Genomic DNA, 18,498 nt, shown 5'->3' on the forward strand with positions numbered 1-18,498 from the left:
CCTATTCAGACTCGCTTTCGCTGCGGCTCCGTCTCTTCGACTTAACCTCGCATGCAATCGTAACTCGCCGGTTCATTCTACAAAAGGCACGCCATCACCCATTAACGGGCTTTGACTTGTTGTAGGCACACGGTTTCAGGTTCTATTTCACTCCCCTTCCGGGGTGCTTTTCACCTTTCCCTCACGGTACTGGTTCACTATCGGTCACTAGGGAGTATTTAGCCTTGGGAGATGGTCCTCCCGGATTCCGACGGAATTCCTCGTGTTCCGCCGTACTCAGGATCCTCCTAGGTGCCTTCCAAATTTCATCTACGGGGTTTTTACCCTCTTTGACTGACTTTTCCAAGTCATTCGATTATCTGAAAGAACTACCATATTGGAGTCCTACAACCCCAATGAGCAAGCTCATTGGTTTGGGCTTTTCCCGTTTCGCTCGCCGCTACTCAGGGAATCGAATTTTCTTTCTCTTCCTGCAGGTACTTAGATGTTTCAGTTCTCTGCGTCTACCTCGAATGCGCTATGTATTCACGCAAACGTAACATCCTATAAAAGATGTTGGGTTTCCCCATTCGGAAATCTCTGGATCATAGCTTACGTACAGCTCCCCAAAGCATATCGGTGTTAGTCCCGTCCTTCATCGGCTCCTAGTGCCAAGGCATCCACCGTGCGCCCTTATTCACTTAACCTTATCAACCTTGCGGTTGGGTTTTGATCTTTCTTCTAGCGATAGAAGTCCGATCAAGAAAATAAGCAATTGAACTTATTAAAAAACTCTATCCAGCTAAACAAGTGTTTAGCCTTCAAATTCAACGCGGTGTTCTCGGTTTGTATTACTTAATTTACTTCAAATATCCAGTTTTCAATGAACAAAGTATTCTCTTGAGAGTATCTTCTAATGTCAAAGTCATAAGCTGACTCTTCAATTATTGAGTAGACCTCTCAAAACTGAACAAAGTATAAAACAACCAGTGTAGTCTCCGTAATATTCCTTAGAAAGGAGGTGATCCAGCCGCACCTTCCGATACGGCTACCTTGTTACGACTTCACCCCAATCATCTATCCCACCTTAGGCGGCTGGCTCCAAAAGGTTACCTCACCGACTTCGGGTGTTACAAACTCTCGTGGTGTGACGGGCGGTGTGTACAAGGCCCGGGAACGTATTCACCGCGGCGTGCTGATCCGCGATTACTAGCGATTCCGGCTTCATGTAGGCGAGTTGCAGCCTACAATCCGAACTGAGAGAAGCTTTAAGAGATTAGCTTAGCCTCGCGACTTCGCGACTCGTTGTACTTCCCATTGTAGCACGTGTGTAGCCCAGGTCATAAGGGGCATGATGATTTGACGTCATCCCCACCTTCCTCCGGTTTGTCACCGGCAGTCTTGCTAGAGTGCCCAACTAAATGATGGCAACTAACAATAAGGGTTGCGCTCGTTGCGGGACTTAACCCAACATCTCACGACACGAGCTGACGACAACCATGCACCACCTGTCACTTTGCCCCCGAAGGGGAAGCTCTATCTCTAGAGTGGTCAAAGGATGTCAAGACCTGGTAAGGTTCTTCGCGTTGCTTCGAATTAAACCACATGCTCCACCGCTTGTGCGGGCCCCCGTCAATTCCTTTGAGTTTCAACCTTGCGGTCGTACTCCCCAGGCGGAGTGCTTAATGCGTTAGCTGCAGCACTGAAGGGCGGAAACCCTCCAACACTTAGCACTCATCGTTTACGGCGTGGACTACCAGGGTATCTAATCCTGTTTGCTCCCCACGCTTTCGAGCCTCAGCGTCAGTTACAGACCAGAGAGCCGCCTTCGCCACTGGTGTTCCTCCATATATCTACGCATTTCACCGCTACACATGGAATTCCACTCTCCTCTTCTGCACTCAAGTCTCCCAGTTTCCAATGACCCTCCCCGGTTGAGCCGGGGGCTTTCACATCAGACTTAAGAAACCGCCTGCGCTCGCTTTACGCCCAATAAATCCGGACAACGCTTGCCACCTACGTATTACCGCGGCTGCTGGCACGTAGTTAGCCGTGGCTTTCTGGTTAGATACCGTCAAGGGATGAACAGTTACTCTCATCCTTATTCTTCTCTAACAACAGAGTTTTACGATCCGAAAACCTTCTTCACTCACGCGGCGTTGCTCGGTCAGACTTTCGTCCATTGCCGAAGATTCCCTACTGCTGCCTCCCGTAGGAGTTTGGGCCGTGTCTCAGTCCCAATGTGGCCGATCACCCTCTCAGGTCGGCTATGCATCGTGGCCTTGGTGAGCCGTTACCTCACCAACTAGCTAATGCACCGCGGGTCCATCCATCAGCGACACCCGAAAGCGCCTTTCAAATCAAAACCATGCGGTTTCGATTGTTATACGGTATTAGCACCTGTTTCCAAGTGTTATCCCCTTCTGATGGGCAGGTTACCCACGTGTTACTCACCCGTTCGCCACTCTTCTTTTTCCGGTGGAGCAAGCTCCGGCGGAAAAAGAAGCGTACGACTTGCATGTATTAGGCACGCCGCCAGCGTTCGTCCTGAGCCAGGATCAAACTCTCATAATAAAAGTTAGAACAATCTTGCGATTGTTAAGCTCAATTTGTTTGCTAGCATATTGCTTGCTTGTTAAAAATGTTTGTTGTCTTGAATCAATCAAGACGCCCTACACATTTGGTTTGTCTTACTTTGTTCAGTTTTCAAAGGTCTACTTGAATTGCCGTAGCAACTTTTATATCATATCAGAGCGACAAGTGAATGTCAACTGTTTTTTAAAAGTTATTTTCGATTTCGCATTTAGAAATCTTTCAGCAACTCGTATATCATAACTTATCTTTTGTTATTTGTCAAGAACTTTTTTTGAAGTTTTTCTTGATTAGATCAAGCTTTTCAATAGGTCCTTTTCAAACGACTTAGTTATCTTATCATGTGGTCACCCACACGTCAAGAACTTTTTTAAGTTATTTTCAGAAGTTATTCTCGGTAACTTTTGAACAAATAATAATATACCAACTAAACCCGTATCGGTCAACGACTTTCTTGTATTTTTTCAAGTTTTTTTCAACAACCGATCAATCATTATCCCTTTCTATTAATTGTTCGTATTTAAGGCAATATCTTTCGATTGCTATTCGCTTCACTTACAATATCATTCGTTATTATTTATGGTCTGAAAGTTGGAATTTCCTTTTTGTTCAAATTTTTTCCACTGTTCTTTATTTTATAAAGCGTATTCCAAAAATCTTTTTTTATGACTATTCATATTTAAGCGTGAAAATACGAATAAGTATCTTATACTTCTTTACTCCTCTTACCTACAAAAAAAGAAGGAGAAAACCAATCAGGTCTCTCCTCCTATCTTATTGTTAACGCATTGTTGGGAATAATAAAACGTCTCGAATCGATTGAGCATCTGTCAAAAGCATCACTAGACGGTCGATTCCGATTCCCAGACCGCCAGTAGGTGGCATACCATATTCTAACGCTTCTAAGAAGTCTTCATCTACACCATGTGCTTCGTCATTTCCTAATTCACGTTCTTTTTCTTGTGCTTCAAAACGTTCTCTTTGATCGATTGGATCATTTAATTCAGTAAAGGCATTCGCAAATTCGCGCCCAACGATAAATAATTCAAAACGATCTGTAAAACGTGGGTCTTCTGGATTTTTCTTCGCTAACGGAGAAACTTCTACTGGATGACCATAAACAAAAGTAGGTTGTGTCAATGTTTCTTCAACGAAAGTCTCGAAAAACTCATTGATGACATGACCAACACCCATTGCTTCTGTTACTTCTACATCATGTTCTTTAGCAATAGCCAATGCTTCTTCCAGCGTCATTTCTTTCCAGAAGTCGACACCCGTTTTTTCTTTGATCGCATCTACCATGTGGATACGTTTAAAGTCACTCTCTAAATCAACATCTTGTCCGTCATAAGTGATCTTAGCTGTACCAAGTACTTTCTGAGCCGCATTACGAATAATACCTTCTGTCAGATTCATCACATCTTGGAAATCTGTATAAGCTGTATAAGCTTCTAGCATCGTAAATTCTGGATTGTGTGTTGTATCGATTCCTTCATTACGGAATACACGACTGATTTCATAGACTTTTTCCATACCACCGACAATTAGTCGTTTCAAATGAAGTTCTAGTGCAATACGTAGGTACAAGTCAATATCCAATGCATTATGATGTGTAATAAATGGACGTGCTGCAGCACCACCGGCTTCATTGTGCAATACAGGAGTTTCTACTTCTATATATCCATTGCCATCTAAGTAGCGACGGATCTCACTGATGATTTGACTGCGTTTCATGAAGCGGTCAAAACTTTCACGATTACTGATCAAATCTAAGTAACGTTGGCGATAACGTTGTTCGATGTTCGTCAATCCATGGTATTTGTCTGGTAACGGACGTAGTGCTTTTGATAAAATGACGATCTCTGAAGCTTTGATGGAAACTTCTCCAGTGTCCGTCTTCATGATCTCACCCGTCACACCAAAAAAGTCACCTAGATCAGCGTGTTTGAATACATCGTAAGCTTCGTCTCCTACTTGGTCTTTCCGTACATAGATTTGGATTTGACCTTCACGATCTTGTAAATGTGCAAAACCTGCTTTACCTTTACCGCGTCTTGTCATCATACGTCCTGCTACACTAGCAGTTAATCCCATCTCTGCTAATTCTTCTTTTGTTCTTGGATCAAATAGTTCATGTAGTTCTGCTGAATTGTGTGTACGTTCAAATCGCTTGCCGAAAGGATCAATCCCATTTTCTCTCAATTGCTCCATTTTTTGACGACGAACAAGCATTTGATCATTTAAATCTTCTACTTGATGTTGTTGTTCCTGTGTCACAAAAGTTCCTCCATTCTCATGTTATTCTCTTCCCTATAATGCCAATGAAACACAAAAAAAGCAAGCCGAACTTAAATTTTCGGCTTGAAAATTAACGAAAAACTCAGAAAAACATGTCATCAACTCACAGATATTTTTTCTGTTTTCTCTAAAAAGCCATCCAATAAATCATTGATTTCTGTTTGTTTTTCAGAATGGTTGATTGCAACTTTGACTTTCGCCGCTCGAGAGACTCCCTTCAAATAATAAGAAGCATGTGTCCGAAATTCACGGCAAGCAATAACTTCCCCTTTTAGATCAACTAAACGTTTCAAGTGGAGTTTTGCTGTCTCTATTTTTTCACGAGGCGTTGGTTCTGGAATCAATTCACCTGTCTCTAAATAGTGCTGGGTACGATGGATCATCCAAGGGTTCCCTAATGCGGCACGGCCGATCATTACTCCGTCTGCCCCCACATATTCCAGCATTCTTTTTGCATCTTCCGGTGTTTTTACATCTCCATTCCCCATAAAAGGGATCGTCAATTGACTTTTGACTTCTTTCAAGACTTCCCAATCTGCTTTTCCTTCATACATTTGTACCCGTGTACGCCCATGCATGGCGATCGCACTTGCTCCAGCTGACTCAGCAGCTAATGCATTTTGAACAGCAAATACATGTTGTTCATCCCAACCGATCCGCATTTTTACAGTTACAGGTATATCGACAGCAGAAGAAACCGCATGGACCATTTCATAAACTTTATCTGGATCTAACAACCACTTCGCGCCTGCTTCCGCTTTGATGACTTTGTTGACTGGGCAGCCCATGTTGATATCGATGATATCAGCAGCGGTATTTTCTTGAACGAATTGTGCTGCTTCGACTAGTGTATCTTTATTTCCGCCGAATATCTGTAAACTTAAAGGATGCTCTCCTTCTTCTATATGCAGCATCTCTAAGGTTTTCTTATTCCTAAAATGGATGCCTTGATCACTGATCATCTCGCAGACAACTAACCCAGCGCCGAATTCTTTTACAGTTACTCGAAAAGCGGAGTTGGTGATTCCAGCCATCGGTGCAACGACTACACGATTGGGAATTTCCACATTGCCTATTTTCCATGTATGTTCCACTTAGTTTCCTCCTAATGCTTCTTCTTTGAGTGCTGTCAATTCATCCTCACTGTATTCATACTTATTGTTACAGAACGAACAAACTGCTTCTGCGCCATGGTCTTCGTCGATCATCGCTTGAATTTCATCTGCCCCTAATGCAATGATTGCTTCACCAAATTTTTCTTTGGAGCAATCACACTTGAATTGAACAGGTAGCTTTTCTAAGATATTCAACTCTTCTGTTCCTAGCAACCCTTTTAAGATTTCTTCTGGCGTTAATCCCTCATCTAGCAATGTAGAGATTCTAGGTGTTTTCTTTAATTGTTCTTCGATTTGAGTGATGGTTTCTTCATCTGCACCAGGCATGATCTGGATCATGAAGCCACCAGCCGTTTTGATACTATCATCTGTGTTGACTAGAACACTCAAACCGACAGCAGAAGGAATTTGTTCTGAAATAGCTAAATAATAAGTAAAGTCTTCTGCTATTTCTCCGGAAACGATAGGTGTTTGACCAGAAAAAGGTTCTTTCAGTCCCAAATCTTTCGTGACACTGAACATCCCTTGTGTTCCTACTGCGCCACGTACATCGATTTTCCCTACTTCATTTAAAGGTAAACTTAAATGCGGATTTTGAATGTAGCCTTTTACTTCCCCTTTTCCGTTCGCGTCGACTACGATGCCCTTCGCTGGTCCGTCCCCTTGAATGCGGATCGTCAACTTATCATCGCCCTTTACAGTTGCGCCTAGTAGCAAACCGCCCACTAATGTCCGACCTAATGCGGCAGAAGAAGTATGCCATGTATCATGACGTCTTTGCGCTTCCGCTACAGTATTGGTTGCTTGAACAGCATATGCTCGCACAAATCCATTATGTGCTAAAGCTTTAACTAAATAATCTTCCATTTTATGTACCTCATTTCCCGATTTTAAACTCATAGTGAATCATACTAGTTACGCTCATTTTTTTCAACTGATGGAATTGAACTTAACCTATGATTAATCAAATGAGCGTGGAACAAAACTAAAAATCAGTTTCGCCACAGACTCTAACTCCGAATAAACGGTGGGAGCAGAAGCAGGGACTTCTAACTACTATTTTAATTAAGAAAAGAGCTATGACTTTCGTCACAGCTCTTTCGTATTATTTGTTATGATCGTCAGAATCGTTTGGTAAAGTAGCATCATGTTCTTCTTTAGCTTCTTCGTTCAATTCTTCTTTATCATGTTCAAAATTTTCTTTTTCTTCCGCTTGTTTTTCAGCATCTTTTTCTTCTAAAGCGCGTTTTGCTTCTTCAAAAGTTTGTGCTTCTTTTTCGCTTGGATAGTTATCCGATTCTGAACCTTCTGGCATTACGCCTCTTTCAAATAAAGATTTGATTGCTTTCGCATCCAAAGTTTCGAATTCTAGAAGTTTTTCAGCAATCAATTTGTGTTGCGCGCGGTGTGCTTCGATGATTTCATGCGCTTTTTGATGTGCTTCCATCAAAATCTTGCGTACTTCTTGATCGATCTCAAATGCAACTTGTTCAGAGTAAGCTTTTGTTTGACCGTAATCACGACCTACAAACACTTGATGGTTTCCTTCATATTGAACTGGACCTAAGCGATCGCTCATCCCATATTCAGTGACCATACTTCTTGCTAACGCTGTTGCTTGTTCAAAGTCATTTGAAGCGCCTGTCGATTGAACATTGAAGATGATTTCTTCTGCTGTTCGTCCACCTAGCAAGCCAACGATTTGTTCAAACATGTCTTCTTTTGTCATCAAGAATTGGTCTTCTTTTGGCAATGCGATCATATAACCGCCTGCACGCCCACGTGGAATGATCGTTACTTTATGAACGACACGTGCACGACTTAAGACTAACCCAACGATAGTGTGACCTGCTTCATGGTATGCCACCATTTCGCGTTCTTTTTTGCTGATTACGCGGTCTTTCTTAGCTGGACCTGCAATCACGCGATCTTCTGCTTCATCGACATCTGAAGCATCGATTTTTTTCTTGTTACGGCGTGCCGCTACTAAAGCAGCTTCGTTCAAGACGTTTTCTAAATCAGCACCAGCAAATCCTGGTGTTTGTTGTGCAACAACTTTTAGATCAACATCATCTGCTAAAGGTTTATTTCTTGCGTGAACACGTAGGATCGCTTCACGACCTTTCACATCTGGACGACCGACTAAAATTTGACGGTCAAAACGTCCTGGACGTAACAATGCTGGGTCCAATACATCAGAACGGTTGGTTGCGGCAATGACGATAACTCCTTCATTTCCATCAAATCCATCCATTTCAACAAGCAATTGGTTCAAGGTTTGTTCGCGTTCATCATGTCCGCCACCCATACCTGCACCACGTTGACGACCTACAGCATCGATTTCATCGATAAAGATGATGGCCGGAGCATTTTTCTTCGCTGTTTCAAATAAATCACGTACACGGCTTGCACCGACACCGACAAACATTTCAACGAAGTCTGAACCAGAAATAGAATAAAATGGTACACCGGCTTCTCCGGCTACTGCCTTGGCAAGTAATGTTTTACCAGTCCCTGGAGGTCCTTCTAAAAGAACACCTGCTGGGATACGCGCACCTAGCTCAACGAATCGTCGTGGATCTTTTAAGAACTCAACGACTTCGACAAGTTCTTGTTTTTCTTCTTCCGCACCTGCGACATCAGAAAAACGTACACGGTTGGCTTTTTTGTCTGCTTCTTTGGCTTTTGATTTACCAAAGTTCATGACACGGCCGCCACCGCCGCCACCGCCGCCTTGTTGACCCATCATCATATAGAAGAAGAAAATGATGATCACAATCGGCAAGAAGCTAAGTAACAAGGAGACCCATACGCCGCTACTTGACTCTTCTTTGACTGTCGTCGCGACATTCTTTTCTTTCGCTAAATCAGTTACCTGACTCAGTGTTGTATCATTCGGTAAAATGATCGTTGTAAAATGGGTAGTTGTAGTATCTGTTGAACCTAAGATAGATAGACCGCCGCTATTAGCGACTTTCTGTTGCTCTTTGTATTCACCAGTGATTTTATATACACCATTTGCAGGTTGCACTTCAAAGTTCTTGATTTTACCTGCTTGTAATTGTTCTGTGAATTTTGAGTACTCGATATCTGACGATCGTTGGCCATTGTTACCAAAAATAAAGTATACGACCATTACCATCGCTAAGATTACGAGGACATAATACAAGGCATTTTTCATCATGCCATTGTTCTTTTTGTTCATAGTTGCCCTCCCTATGCGTTATTTTAAATTAGCATTTTTTTATCAATCCTGACCATTCTATTGTAACACAAATCACAACAGATACAGCATTAATTTGATTGATAAACGCTTGGTTTCAATACTCCGATATAAGGTAGATTGCGATAAGCTTCTGCATAATCCAAGCCATATCCTACCACAAATTCGTTTGGCACATTGAATCCAACGTAGTCTGCTTCAATATCTACGACTCTTCCTTCTGGTTTATCAAGCAATGTCACGATCTTCACTGAGTTTGCTTTACGATATTTAAAAAGATCGACTAGATAAGCAAGTGTTCGTCCGCTATCAATGATATCTTCAACAATCAACAGATCGCGGCCTTCGACATTTGTATCTAAGTCCTTCACAATCTTAACTTCACCAGATGAAACAGTGGCATTACCATAACTTGAAACATCCATGAAATCTAATTCTAAATACGCATCGATTGAACGTATGATATCTGCCATGAATGGGACTGCACCTTTTAAGACACCAACTACTAATGGATTTGAATCCTTATAAGTTTCTGTCAATTCTTTGCCTAGTTCTTCACAACGAACTTGTATCTCTTCTTTTGTAATCAAAACTTTCTCAATATCCTTTTCTAACATCAGGTTCTCCTTCCAGTTGCTTCTTTTTGATATTTGTAAAGAAGTATGTAGTGTATTTTATCAGTTTCTACACCAATACTCAAATGGGAATAGGTAAAAGGAAGCAAACTAATTATTTTTTTTTGCTCATCTTTAACCACCCACGCATCTTTTCTTTGCAGATCAGGTATTTTCTTGTCAATAAAATACCTAGACACTTTCTTTGTCAATTTTTCATTTAGCTGTATGCGATCGCCCGCTTGTCTTTTTCCGATGAACAGGGTTTGCTGAGGTTTCAGCCAGACATCATGAGAAAATTCTCCCCATTCGTCGATACATCTAAATTCTGCCACTTCATCAGGCGTGAATAGACCTACCCATGCCTTCTCATTTAATATGATCTGCTTATGTGGTTCTATTTCGATAAATCGATCGATTATTTCCACAGGTTCATTCTCCACATCGTTCTTTCTTACCAAAGCGACTTCTTCATAGACTCGTTGGAATACCCATGAACGATCAAGAGTTAGTTGCCATTGCCCTTTCGGTCGTTCAACTTGCTCTAATAGTTGGTCGATTTGCTGTTCATTGATAAAGAGGTCTGTTTTTCTGTTCGCCCAATCGAATAGCGTATACAAAAAATAGTACCGCTCTTCTAGGGACATCTCTTGTACTACTCTCCATGGAAAAACAAATCCATCATGCGTTTCTTTGACCTGTTCTTCGATCACTTTTTTCATTTGTTTCTTGATTAATTGATCTGCCCAAGTAATTTGTTGCGCAAAACGTTGGAAATGTGCCAAAACTTGTGGATTTTCTTGTTTTAATTGGGGAATCACTAAATGCCTAATCCGGTTTCTTTGGACATTCAGTTCCTGATTGGTCTGATCCTCAAAATAAACAAGCTTTTGTTCTGCGGCATATTCATACAATTGCTCTTTACCAAAGCTTAGAAGTGGGCGGATCAGCTGGCCATTTGAAAAACGCTGACTTTCTTTGATTCCTGCAAAAGTTCCTAACTGTCCCCCACGCACTATCTTCATTAAAATCGTTTCCATTTGATCGTTTCCATGATGCGCAGTCATCACTACTTGATAACCATCTGTATGCATGATTTTTGCAAACGTGTGATAACGAAAGGCTCTTGCAGCAGCTTCGATGCCCTTTGTTGCCGGTTCTTTCCATGCTTCAAGGATAAACGGGATCTTTCGTTCCTGACAATAGGCTTTTAAGTAAGCTGCTTCATCTGCAGATTCTGGTCTTAATTGGTGGTTGATGTGCACCACACCCAAAGAAAAGGCTACTTCTTTTTTAGCTGCAAGCATCAAGTCAAGCAAAACCATGGAATCAACTCCCCCAGAAATCGCCAACAGTACATGATTTTCTTTGGCTAGATACCCTTTTACTTTACCTTGTTCGATAAACATTCGTTGCATCTCTGCTGATACTTGGTTTTTGATCGACACATCCATCACTTCCTTTCACTTACACTTTTTCGATAATGGCCACAAAAGAAAAAAAGAGCGGACAATAGTCTGAAACAATTGCCTGCCCCTTCATTTTCATTTGTTTTAGCTGCGACGTCCGCCGCGACCACCACGTTTGCCTTCAGTGTTACGTTTCAAGGAAGTCAATCGATCATCACTGTCTTTTAAAAATGAACTCATTAATGAATCAAAATCTTCTTTGTGATTGTTAGAAGATTGACTGCGAGAAAAAGGTTTTTTCTGTGTTGCACGGCCACGATTATCTCGTGTGTCACGTGTATCCCGTGTATCTCGTGTATCTTTTTGATATCGTTTTGGACGTTGTTCTTCATTCGATTCAGCTGGTTGCTCTTGCGCTTTACGGATAGATAGCCCAATCTTACCATCATCATTTACAGAAATAACTTTGACTGTTACTTCATCTCCAACACTTAAAACGTCGTGAATATCTTTGATATACCCATTTGATACTTCACTGATATGAACTAAACCCGTTTTACCAGCTCCTAAATCAATAAATGCCCCAAAATTTGTGATTCCTGATACTTTTCCTTGCAGTTTTGCTCCTACCTCGATTGACATAAAAAAAATGTTCCTCCTAATTATTAACCTATTTATAATACTGCTTATTTTGCAGTTGTTGAACTAGTTGATTGATTTGTTTCAGCCGTTGAACTATCGGTAGCCGGTTCTAATATTGGGTAAACTTTTTCGCCTTCTTTGGAATAAAAGAATTTACTTCTCGCAAGTTTCGCCACATAATCATCATCTTTTAATAATGAAACGTCTTCTTTGAGTTGATCAACATCCGTATTGACTTGACTCATCTCCGTATTCGCTTCAACTCTTAAATCGTTTAATCGATCCATTCTTTGCATATCACGAAAAATTTGAAATCCTAACACTGCGAAAATGACCAAAGCGCCGATGAAAATGGCTGCTAACCTACGTCTTCGAAAAATCAATTGGCGTTGTTGTTGTTGAAATTCAGCATACTTTTTCTTTGCATACTCTGTGTCTAAAGCAGCAATTTTGTTGCTTTTTTTCGTCACTTCACTTCGCTCCAATCTTTTTTTGATTGTCCTTCTCATTATACCAACATCAAGATGGCTTGTCTAATCAATTTCTTCACTGTTTTTCGTGCGGGTCTCAGTTAATAGTTCATACATCTTCTGTGCATCTTCTTTTTTCGTTGACTCGTGTAATTCTACCACTTTTACTTCCATTGTTTTGTTCCCAAATTGGATCTTCATTATATCTCCGACTTTGACATCACTAGAAGACTTCGCTAGCTTGCCATTGATTTGGATTCTCCCTTTATCTGCCACTTCTTTTGCTACTGAGCGACGTTTGATGATTCGAGAGATTTTAAGAAATTTATCTAATCGCATAGTTTTTCCTCACTTTTTAAATTGTTTGTTTATCCTTAATATTTTTTTACCAAAAGGCAACATCAGCCATTCTCTGACCGTAAACAGTCGCGTCCAGATCACCGCATTCACAAAAACAAATGCGCCGATGATCACACCGACTAGACTGACTAAGAAAGCCATTGAGCGGTGTTGGATCGGGCCAAAAAACAGCATCAATAGACCATAGTATAAAAATAAGGATAGGATCATCCAGCCTAAACACTGAATCAATTTTTTACCGAATTTACGTTCTTTCCAAAAGCTGTTGATGTCTGCTTTTTCAGTGTGGACAAAATACCACAATGTTACAGCTAACCCTAGTAGCGTAGATAGACTAGCGCCCACTGTTCCCAAACGTCCTGTCAATAAAGGCGTAGCTAATGCTTTTGCTAGAAGCCCCCAGCCCGCTCCCTTCAATGAAGGTCGGAAAGAATTTTTGCTTTGAGCAATGCTTTGATACGCTTGAATAACTGCTGTTAGTGCAATCGAAAATACAAACAACACAAGGGCAGCATTTCCCGCGTAATCTTTGAATAGTGCATAGTTGATGTAGGGAAGCAACATCGCCAAACCGACTGAAGCAGCTAAAGCTAACGCCGTAGTCAGCCGCAAATAGATTTTCGCTGTCTTTAGAAATTGACTGGGAACGGAGCTCATTAGATAACGTGTTAATGCTGGTAAAAATGTGGCACTTAATGCAGTTGCAATAACTAGACCTAGTTGGACCAAAGGCTGTCCTCGATCATACACTCCTTTAGCGATTTTCGCACTTTGTTCAGTCAATCCATAGACCTCCAGTGCATTTTTGACAAAAAACGAATCGATCAACTGAAAGAAGATCAATAGACCACTATAAATCGACACCAATCCGCCTTCGATAAAAAAGCGGCGTATCAGTGGTTTTGGTGGCCGATTAAAGATAGAAAAATGTCGAAAGCTTAATGCACCACCATGTATTTTTTGTTCATAATAGTGTAAAACACCATAGGCACAAAGCCCACCAAGAACCGCTCCGCTCATCGCTGCTGTTCCCGTTTGATAGACATTCCAGCCTAACATCCGAAAAGCGAGCGCACTACAAACGATGATCGACACGCGAACGAACTGTTCGATGACTTGAGAAACCGCAGTGGGTTCCATCAAGAAGCGTCCTTGAAAATTTCCTCGATAAAAAGAAAGTCCTGGCATCAGCAAAAAGGTGAAGGAAACGATCTGGATCAACGGCTTCAACTGTAGATCCCCCATCATAAAAGCAATCCACCGACTAAAAGAAAAGGTGAATAGCCACAATAAAACACCTGTCCAAAAAACTAAAGGATATAGTTTTTGTAATGCCGCTTTACGCTGTAATGGATCTTTTCTTTCTGCAACATATTTAGAGATAAACTGAGGAAGACCAGACAGTGCTAAGGTCATGGCAATTCCATAAATAGGATAAACTTGTTGGTAAACATAAAATCCTTCATCTCCGACTAAGTTTTGCAGTGGGATGCGGTACAAGGCACTTAATACTTTCGCTATAAAAGAAGCGAGCGTGAGTACAAATGCACCTTGCATCACTTTACGCATTTCTTTATGGTCCAAAGCGTCTGCTCCTTCCTATGCTACAGCATATTTTTGTTCACGTAATGCTTTCACAAAACGTTGGATCTCTTGCATCCAGCTCGCAGTATCTGTCGCTTTGGGAATCGTTAATCGGATCACCATTTTTTCCTTTTCAACACCTAGACTGGCCTTTAATTTTGTTGCTGTCAGTGCTTCAAAAAGTTGTTCCACCGTATAACGTTTTGTTCCAACCTTGCTCAACGTAAAGACTAGTTTTTGCTCTTGTTTGCGAATCGTTTCGATCAATGCACGATCGCCATCCATTTTGATCTGACCGATCGTCAATAAATGAGCGACCTCTTCAGGATATTCACCAAAACGGTCCAACAAATCATCTTCCAGCTCATCAAGCATTTCTTGTGAGTCAAGTTCTCTGATACGTTTATAAATTTCGATTTTTTGTCGTTGATCGGAGACGTATTCTTCTGGTAAGTAGGCATCGACACCAAGATCGATCTCAACTGATGTTTTTTCGACTTGATTATTTTTCCCTTGTTTTCGTGAAACTGCCTCACTCAACATTTGAGAATACATATCAAAACCAACAGCATCGATAAAGCCATGTTGTTGGGCACCTAAAAGATTTCCTGCTCCTCGGATCGATAAATCACGCATCGCGATTTTAAAGCCTGAACCTAATTCCGTAAAATCTTTGATTGCTTGTAGCCTTTTTTCGCTCACTTCATTAAGGATTTTTTGCTGTTCATACATGAAATAAGCGTAGGCGACACGATTGCTACGCCCGACACGTCCTCGTAACTGATAAAGCGTAGACAAGCCCATATAATCGGCATTTTCCACAAATAATGTATTGGTATTCGGGATATCGACACCTGTTTCGATGATCGTAGTCGTGACTAGCACATCATACTGTCCTTCGATAAAATCAAACAGCGTATTTTCTAATTGTGCTTCTGTCATCTGCCCGTGAGCAAATCCAATGCGGGCTTCTGGTACCAACGCTTGTATTTCTTCTACTTTACGTTCTATCGTTTCGACACGGTTGTATAGATAGAAAACTTGTCCGCCTCTTCCCATTTCTCGATGGATTGCTTCTCTGATTGCGCCGGGGTTTTTCTCCATAACATAAGTTTGGATCGGATAACGGTTCGCTGGTGGAGTTTCGATCACTGACAAGTCCCGAACACCCAACATCGACATATGCAATGTTCGCGGGATCGGTGTTGCTGTCAATGTCAATACATCCACTTGCGCACGCAATTGTTTCAATCGTTCTTTATGTTTTACACCAAAACGTTGCTCTTCGTCAACAATCAATAGGCCTAAATCACTAAATTCTATATCTTTTGAAAGAATTCGGTGCGTACCAACGACAATATCGATTTGACCCGTGCGTAATTGTTCGATCGTTTCTTTCTGTTGTTTCCTTGTTCTAAATCGACTTAATAAGCCAATGTTGACAGGAAATCCTTCAAAACGTTCAAGCATGGTCTCGTAATGTTGCTGTGCCAAAATCGTAGTAGGAACTAGAAAGGCTACTTGCTTACTTTCCTTGATGGCCTTGAAAGCTGCACGTAAAGCAACTTCGGTTTTCCCATAGCCCACATCCCCTACAAGCAATCGATCCATCGGTTTTTCTTTTTCCATATCACGCTTGATCTCAGCTGCACTTCTTAATTGGTCATCTGTTTCAGAATATGGAAAAGCATTCTCGAATTCTTTTTGATACCCATCATCCGGTCCAAAAGCATACCCTTTTTCAGATTCTCTGGCTGCATAAAGTTTGATCAGATCATCTGCGATATCTTCGATTTTAGAAGACACTTTTCGTTTTGTCTTCGTCCATTCACTTCCACCTAATTTATTGATACGTGGTGCTTTCGATTCAGAAGCAACATATTTTTGAATAAGGTTCAATTGTGTGACTGGTATAAAGAGCTTGTCGTCATTTTGATAAAGAATCGTCATGTAATCTTGATGGACCCCATCCACTTCCAACGTTTCCATACCGATATATTTACCGATCCCGTGATTCGCATGGACGACATAATCTCCAGCTTTAAGTTCATTGTAACTTTTTAGGCGTTCTGCATTGGTTACTGTTTGTCGCCGAGTTTGTTTTTTCGTTGTTTTTTGGAAAATCTCTTTTTCCGTGATCGCAACGATTTTTTCTTGTGGCAACTCAAAACCAGTTTGTAAGGCACCTTCTACCAATTGAACTTGTCCGCGGATCAATTTGTCTTGTTCCGTTTCTACTACTAATATCTCCTCATCCCGAAGCATCTGTTCTGCTTTTTTTATCCGCTCTTTTGTCGGGATAAAGATAACAACCGTTTGTCCCTGTTTTCGCCAACGATCCATTTCGGTTTTTAATAAGGGCATCTGTCCGAAAAATTGTTGCATCGTGCGATATTGGAAATTATGGATAGCTTGAAAACGTAAATTGCCCATTCCTTTTTGGAAAAGTGCAAAAAAAGTAGTAATAAATTTTTCTTTTTGAACAAGTTTATGCACATCACTGACTAATACCTGTTCAGAAAATACACGGAGTTCACTGATCTTTTGCGTTTGCCATTCTGCAGCTTCACGTTCCATTTCTCGATTTGTTTCCATGATTCGTTGATAATCGTCTACGATCAACAAGCTATTAGTTGGGAAATAATCAAGGATCGTCGTTTCTGTTTGATAAAGCAGATCTGCATAAAATTTAGCTTCTTCCGTAGGGTTTCCCGCTTGCCACTGTGAAACCAATTGGCCAAAGTAATCTTCTAAAAAGGCACGATCTGTTTTTTCAGAAGTAGTTGCTAATTTCTTTTCCAATAATGTTTCAACCTGATTGATTCCGTGAAGCAAATCCTCTTGCCCATATACTTGTTCACTCGTAGGGGCGATCCAGACTTCGTTTATTTTTTCGATCGAGCGCTGTGTATCTGGTTCAAAATAGCGCATGGAGTCAATTTCGACATCGAACAGCTCAATGCGGACAGGATAGTCAATGGTTAGTGGATAGATGTCGATAATACTTCCACGCATGCTGTATTCTCCAGGTTTTGCCACCATTTCTACCCGCTCATAGCCCATCAATGCAAAATGCTGCGGAAGATTTGCGAGATCGATCTCTTCACCGACTTGCCAGTTCAGTTGTGCTTGTTGCCAAGTTTTTGGTTGAGGTAATCGTTTATGAAGAGCCGCTACTGGCAAAAGGTAAATACCCGGTTGCTTTTGTTGTAGTGCATTTAGAGTAGCCACTCGTTCTCCTCGTGCTTCTGGAGAGGAGAACGCCATTTCTGCAGACAGTACTTCATCTACTGGAAATGAATGGATCTGTTCTGCTGGCAAAACATGCTGAAGATCTTCAGCCAACTGATTTGCATAATAAAGATTAGGCATCAAGACAATCAGATTTTTCTTTGTTTTTTTGAATGCGCGTGCGAACAACAATGTTTTTGCTGAGCCCGCTAATCCTGTAACTAGTTGTCTTGGTGTCTTCTCTTCTAATTGGTTGATCCATTCTTTGACTTGCGGATCTTTCCCAATCATTTGGATGATATCCATTACTTTTTCTCCTTCCTTAATTGAATTGATTCATCGTATCGATAAACGTATGTCCTTCAAGCATGAATTCTAACGCTTTAACGGATTGATCAATACTTGCTTCGATCAAAGGCTGTGCCTCTTTACTAAATGGACTCAACACATGTTGCACCACGGTTTTCTTTCCTTCAGGTCTACCGATCCCAACTTTGATCCGATCAAATACATTCGTATTCAAATGCGAGATGATGCTTTTTATGCCATTATGACCACCAGCACTTCCTTTTTGACGCAATCTGATTTTTCCAAGTGCAAGATCCAAATCATCGTACACAACGACTAATTCTTCTGGATAGATGCCAAAATAAGTCATCAACGGCCCTACAGCACGTCCTGACTCATTCATAAATGTTTGTGGTTTGACTAAAAGGATTTTTTCGCCATTGTAGAAAAATTCAGCGACCTCTGCTTCAAATGTATTTTTTTTAAACATTGCTTGATGTTCTTTCGCCATACGATCAACGACCATGAAGCCAATATTATGTTTTGTTTGTTCATATTTCGTTCCAGGGTTTCCAAGCCCAACGATCATTTTCATTGTTCATTCCACCTAATCTAAAAAGCAACACAAAAGGCTGGAGCGCAAATAAAGCAATCCAGTCCTTGACGCAATTTTCTATTTTTTACTTTCTACTA

The 18,498-nt window shown here is 41.1% G+C and carries 12 protein-coding genes and 2 rRNA genes (1 of these 14 cut by a window edge); all 14 read right to left on the reverse strand.

The features are described 5' to 3' along the window. Positions 1-686 (reverse strand): 23S ribosomal RNA (locus tag CJZ72_RS04060) (it extends 2,228 nt beyond the left edge of the window). Between the two features lie 307 nt (positions 687-993). Further along, positions 994-2,553 (reverse strand): 16S ribosomal RNA (locus tag CJZ72_RS04065). The 16S and 23S rRNA genes sit together here, the layout of an rRNA operon. A gap of 798 nt (positions 2,554-3,351) precedes the next feature. Continuing rightward, positions 3,352-4,848, reverse strand: a complete 1,497-nt coding sequence (gene lysS / locus CJZ72_RS04070) for a lysine--tRNA ligase (RefSeq protein ID WP_005875194.1) — start codon at positions 4,846-4,848, stop codon at positions 3,352-3,354. Positions 4,849-4,967: 119 nt separating this feature from the next. Beyond that, a complete protein-coding gene (gene dusB / locus CJZ72_RS04075; protein ID WP_081135076.1) occupies positions 4,968-5,963 on the reverse strand; it encodes a tRNA dihydrouridine synthase DusB in 996 nt (331 codons plus the stop codon). Beyond that, positions 5,964-6,851: an Hsp33 family molecular chaperone HslO gene (hslO, locus tag CJZ72_RS04080; protein WP_081135073.1), complete on the reverse strand. Its 888-nt coding sequence runs from the start codon at positions 6,849-6,851 to the stop codon at positions 5,964-5,966. A 238-nt stretch (positions 6,852-7,089) separates the two neighbouring features. Further along, positions 7,090-9,189 carry an ATP-dependent zinc metalloprotease FtsH gene (gene ftsH, locus CJZ72_RS04085; RefSeq protein ID WP_005875188.1) on the reverse strand — a complete coding sequence of 700 codons (2,100 nt, stop codon included), beginning with the start codon at positions 9,187-9,189 and terminating at the stop codon, positions 7,090-7,092. 89 nt (positions 9,190-9,278) lie between these two features. Beyond that, positions 9,279-9,824: a hypoxanthine phosphoribosyltransferase gene (hpt, locus tag CJZ72_RS04090; protein WP_005875186.1), complete on the reverse strand. Its 546-nt coding sequence runs from the start codon at positions 9,822-9,824 to the stop codon at positions 9,279-9,281. Then, entirely contained in the window at positions 9,824-11,275 is a 1,452-nt protein-coding gene (gene tilS / locus CJZ72_RS04095) for a tRNA lysidine(34) synthetase TilS (RefSeq protein ID WP_081135070.1), read from the reverse strand. Before tilS ends, hpt begins: the two co-directional genes overlap by 1 nt. A 99-nt stretch (positions 11,276-11,374) precedes the next feature. Further along, entirely contained in the window at positions 11,375-11,872 is a 498-nt protein-coding gene (locus CJZ72_RS04100) for a S1 domain-containing RNA-binding protein (RefSeq protein WP_005875182.1), read from the reverse strand. A gap of 44 nt (positions 11,873-11,916) precedes the next feature. Next, on the reverse strand, positions 11,917-12,342 hold the full coding sequence (locus tag CJZ72_RS04105) for an FtsB family cell division protein (RefSeq protein WP_016177743.1): 426 nt from the start codon (positions 12,340-12,342) through the stop codon (positions 11,917-11,919). 63 nt (positions 12,343-12,405) lie between these two features. Further along, the gene (locus CJZ72_RS04110; protein WP_081135067.1) at positions 12,406-12,681 is read right to left on the reverse strand and encodes an RNA-binding S4 domain-containing protein; all 276 of its coding nucleotides are present in this window, start codon (positions 12,679-12,681) and stop codon (positions 12,406-12,408) included. A 9-nt stretch (positions 12,682-12,690) separates the two neighbouring features. Then, entirely contained in the window at positions 12,691-14,286 is a 1,596-nt protein-coding gene (locus CJZ72_RS04115) for a putative polysaccharide biosynthesis protein (protein ID WP_095443645.1), read from the reverse strand. Positions 14,287-14,301: 15 nt separating this feature from the next. Then, positions 14,302-17,823 (reverse strand): transcription-repair coupling factor, encoded by a 3,522-nt coding sequence (mfd, locus tag CJZ72_RS04120; RefSeq protein WP_081135062.1) that lies wholly within the window; start codon positions 17,821-17,823, stop codon positions 14,302-14,304. A 16-nt stretch (positions 17,824-17,839) separates the two neighbouring features. Then, the gene (gene pth / locus CJZ72_RS04125) at positions 17,840-18,400 is read right to left on the reverse strand and encodes an aminoacyl-tRNA hydrolase (protein WP_081135059.1); all 561 of its coding nucleotides are present in this window, start codon (positions 18,398-18,400) and stop codon (positions 17,840-17,842) included. Positions 18,401-18,498: the final 98 nt, after the last annotated feature.

This window comes from Enterococcus durans (assembly GCF_002277935.1).
Lineage (GTDB): Bacteria > Bacillota > Bacilli > Lactobacillales > Enterococcaceae > Enterococcus_B > Enterococcus_B durans.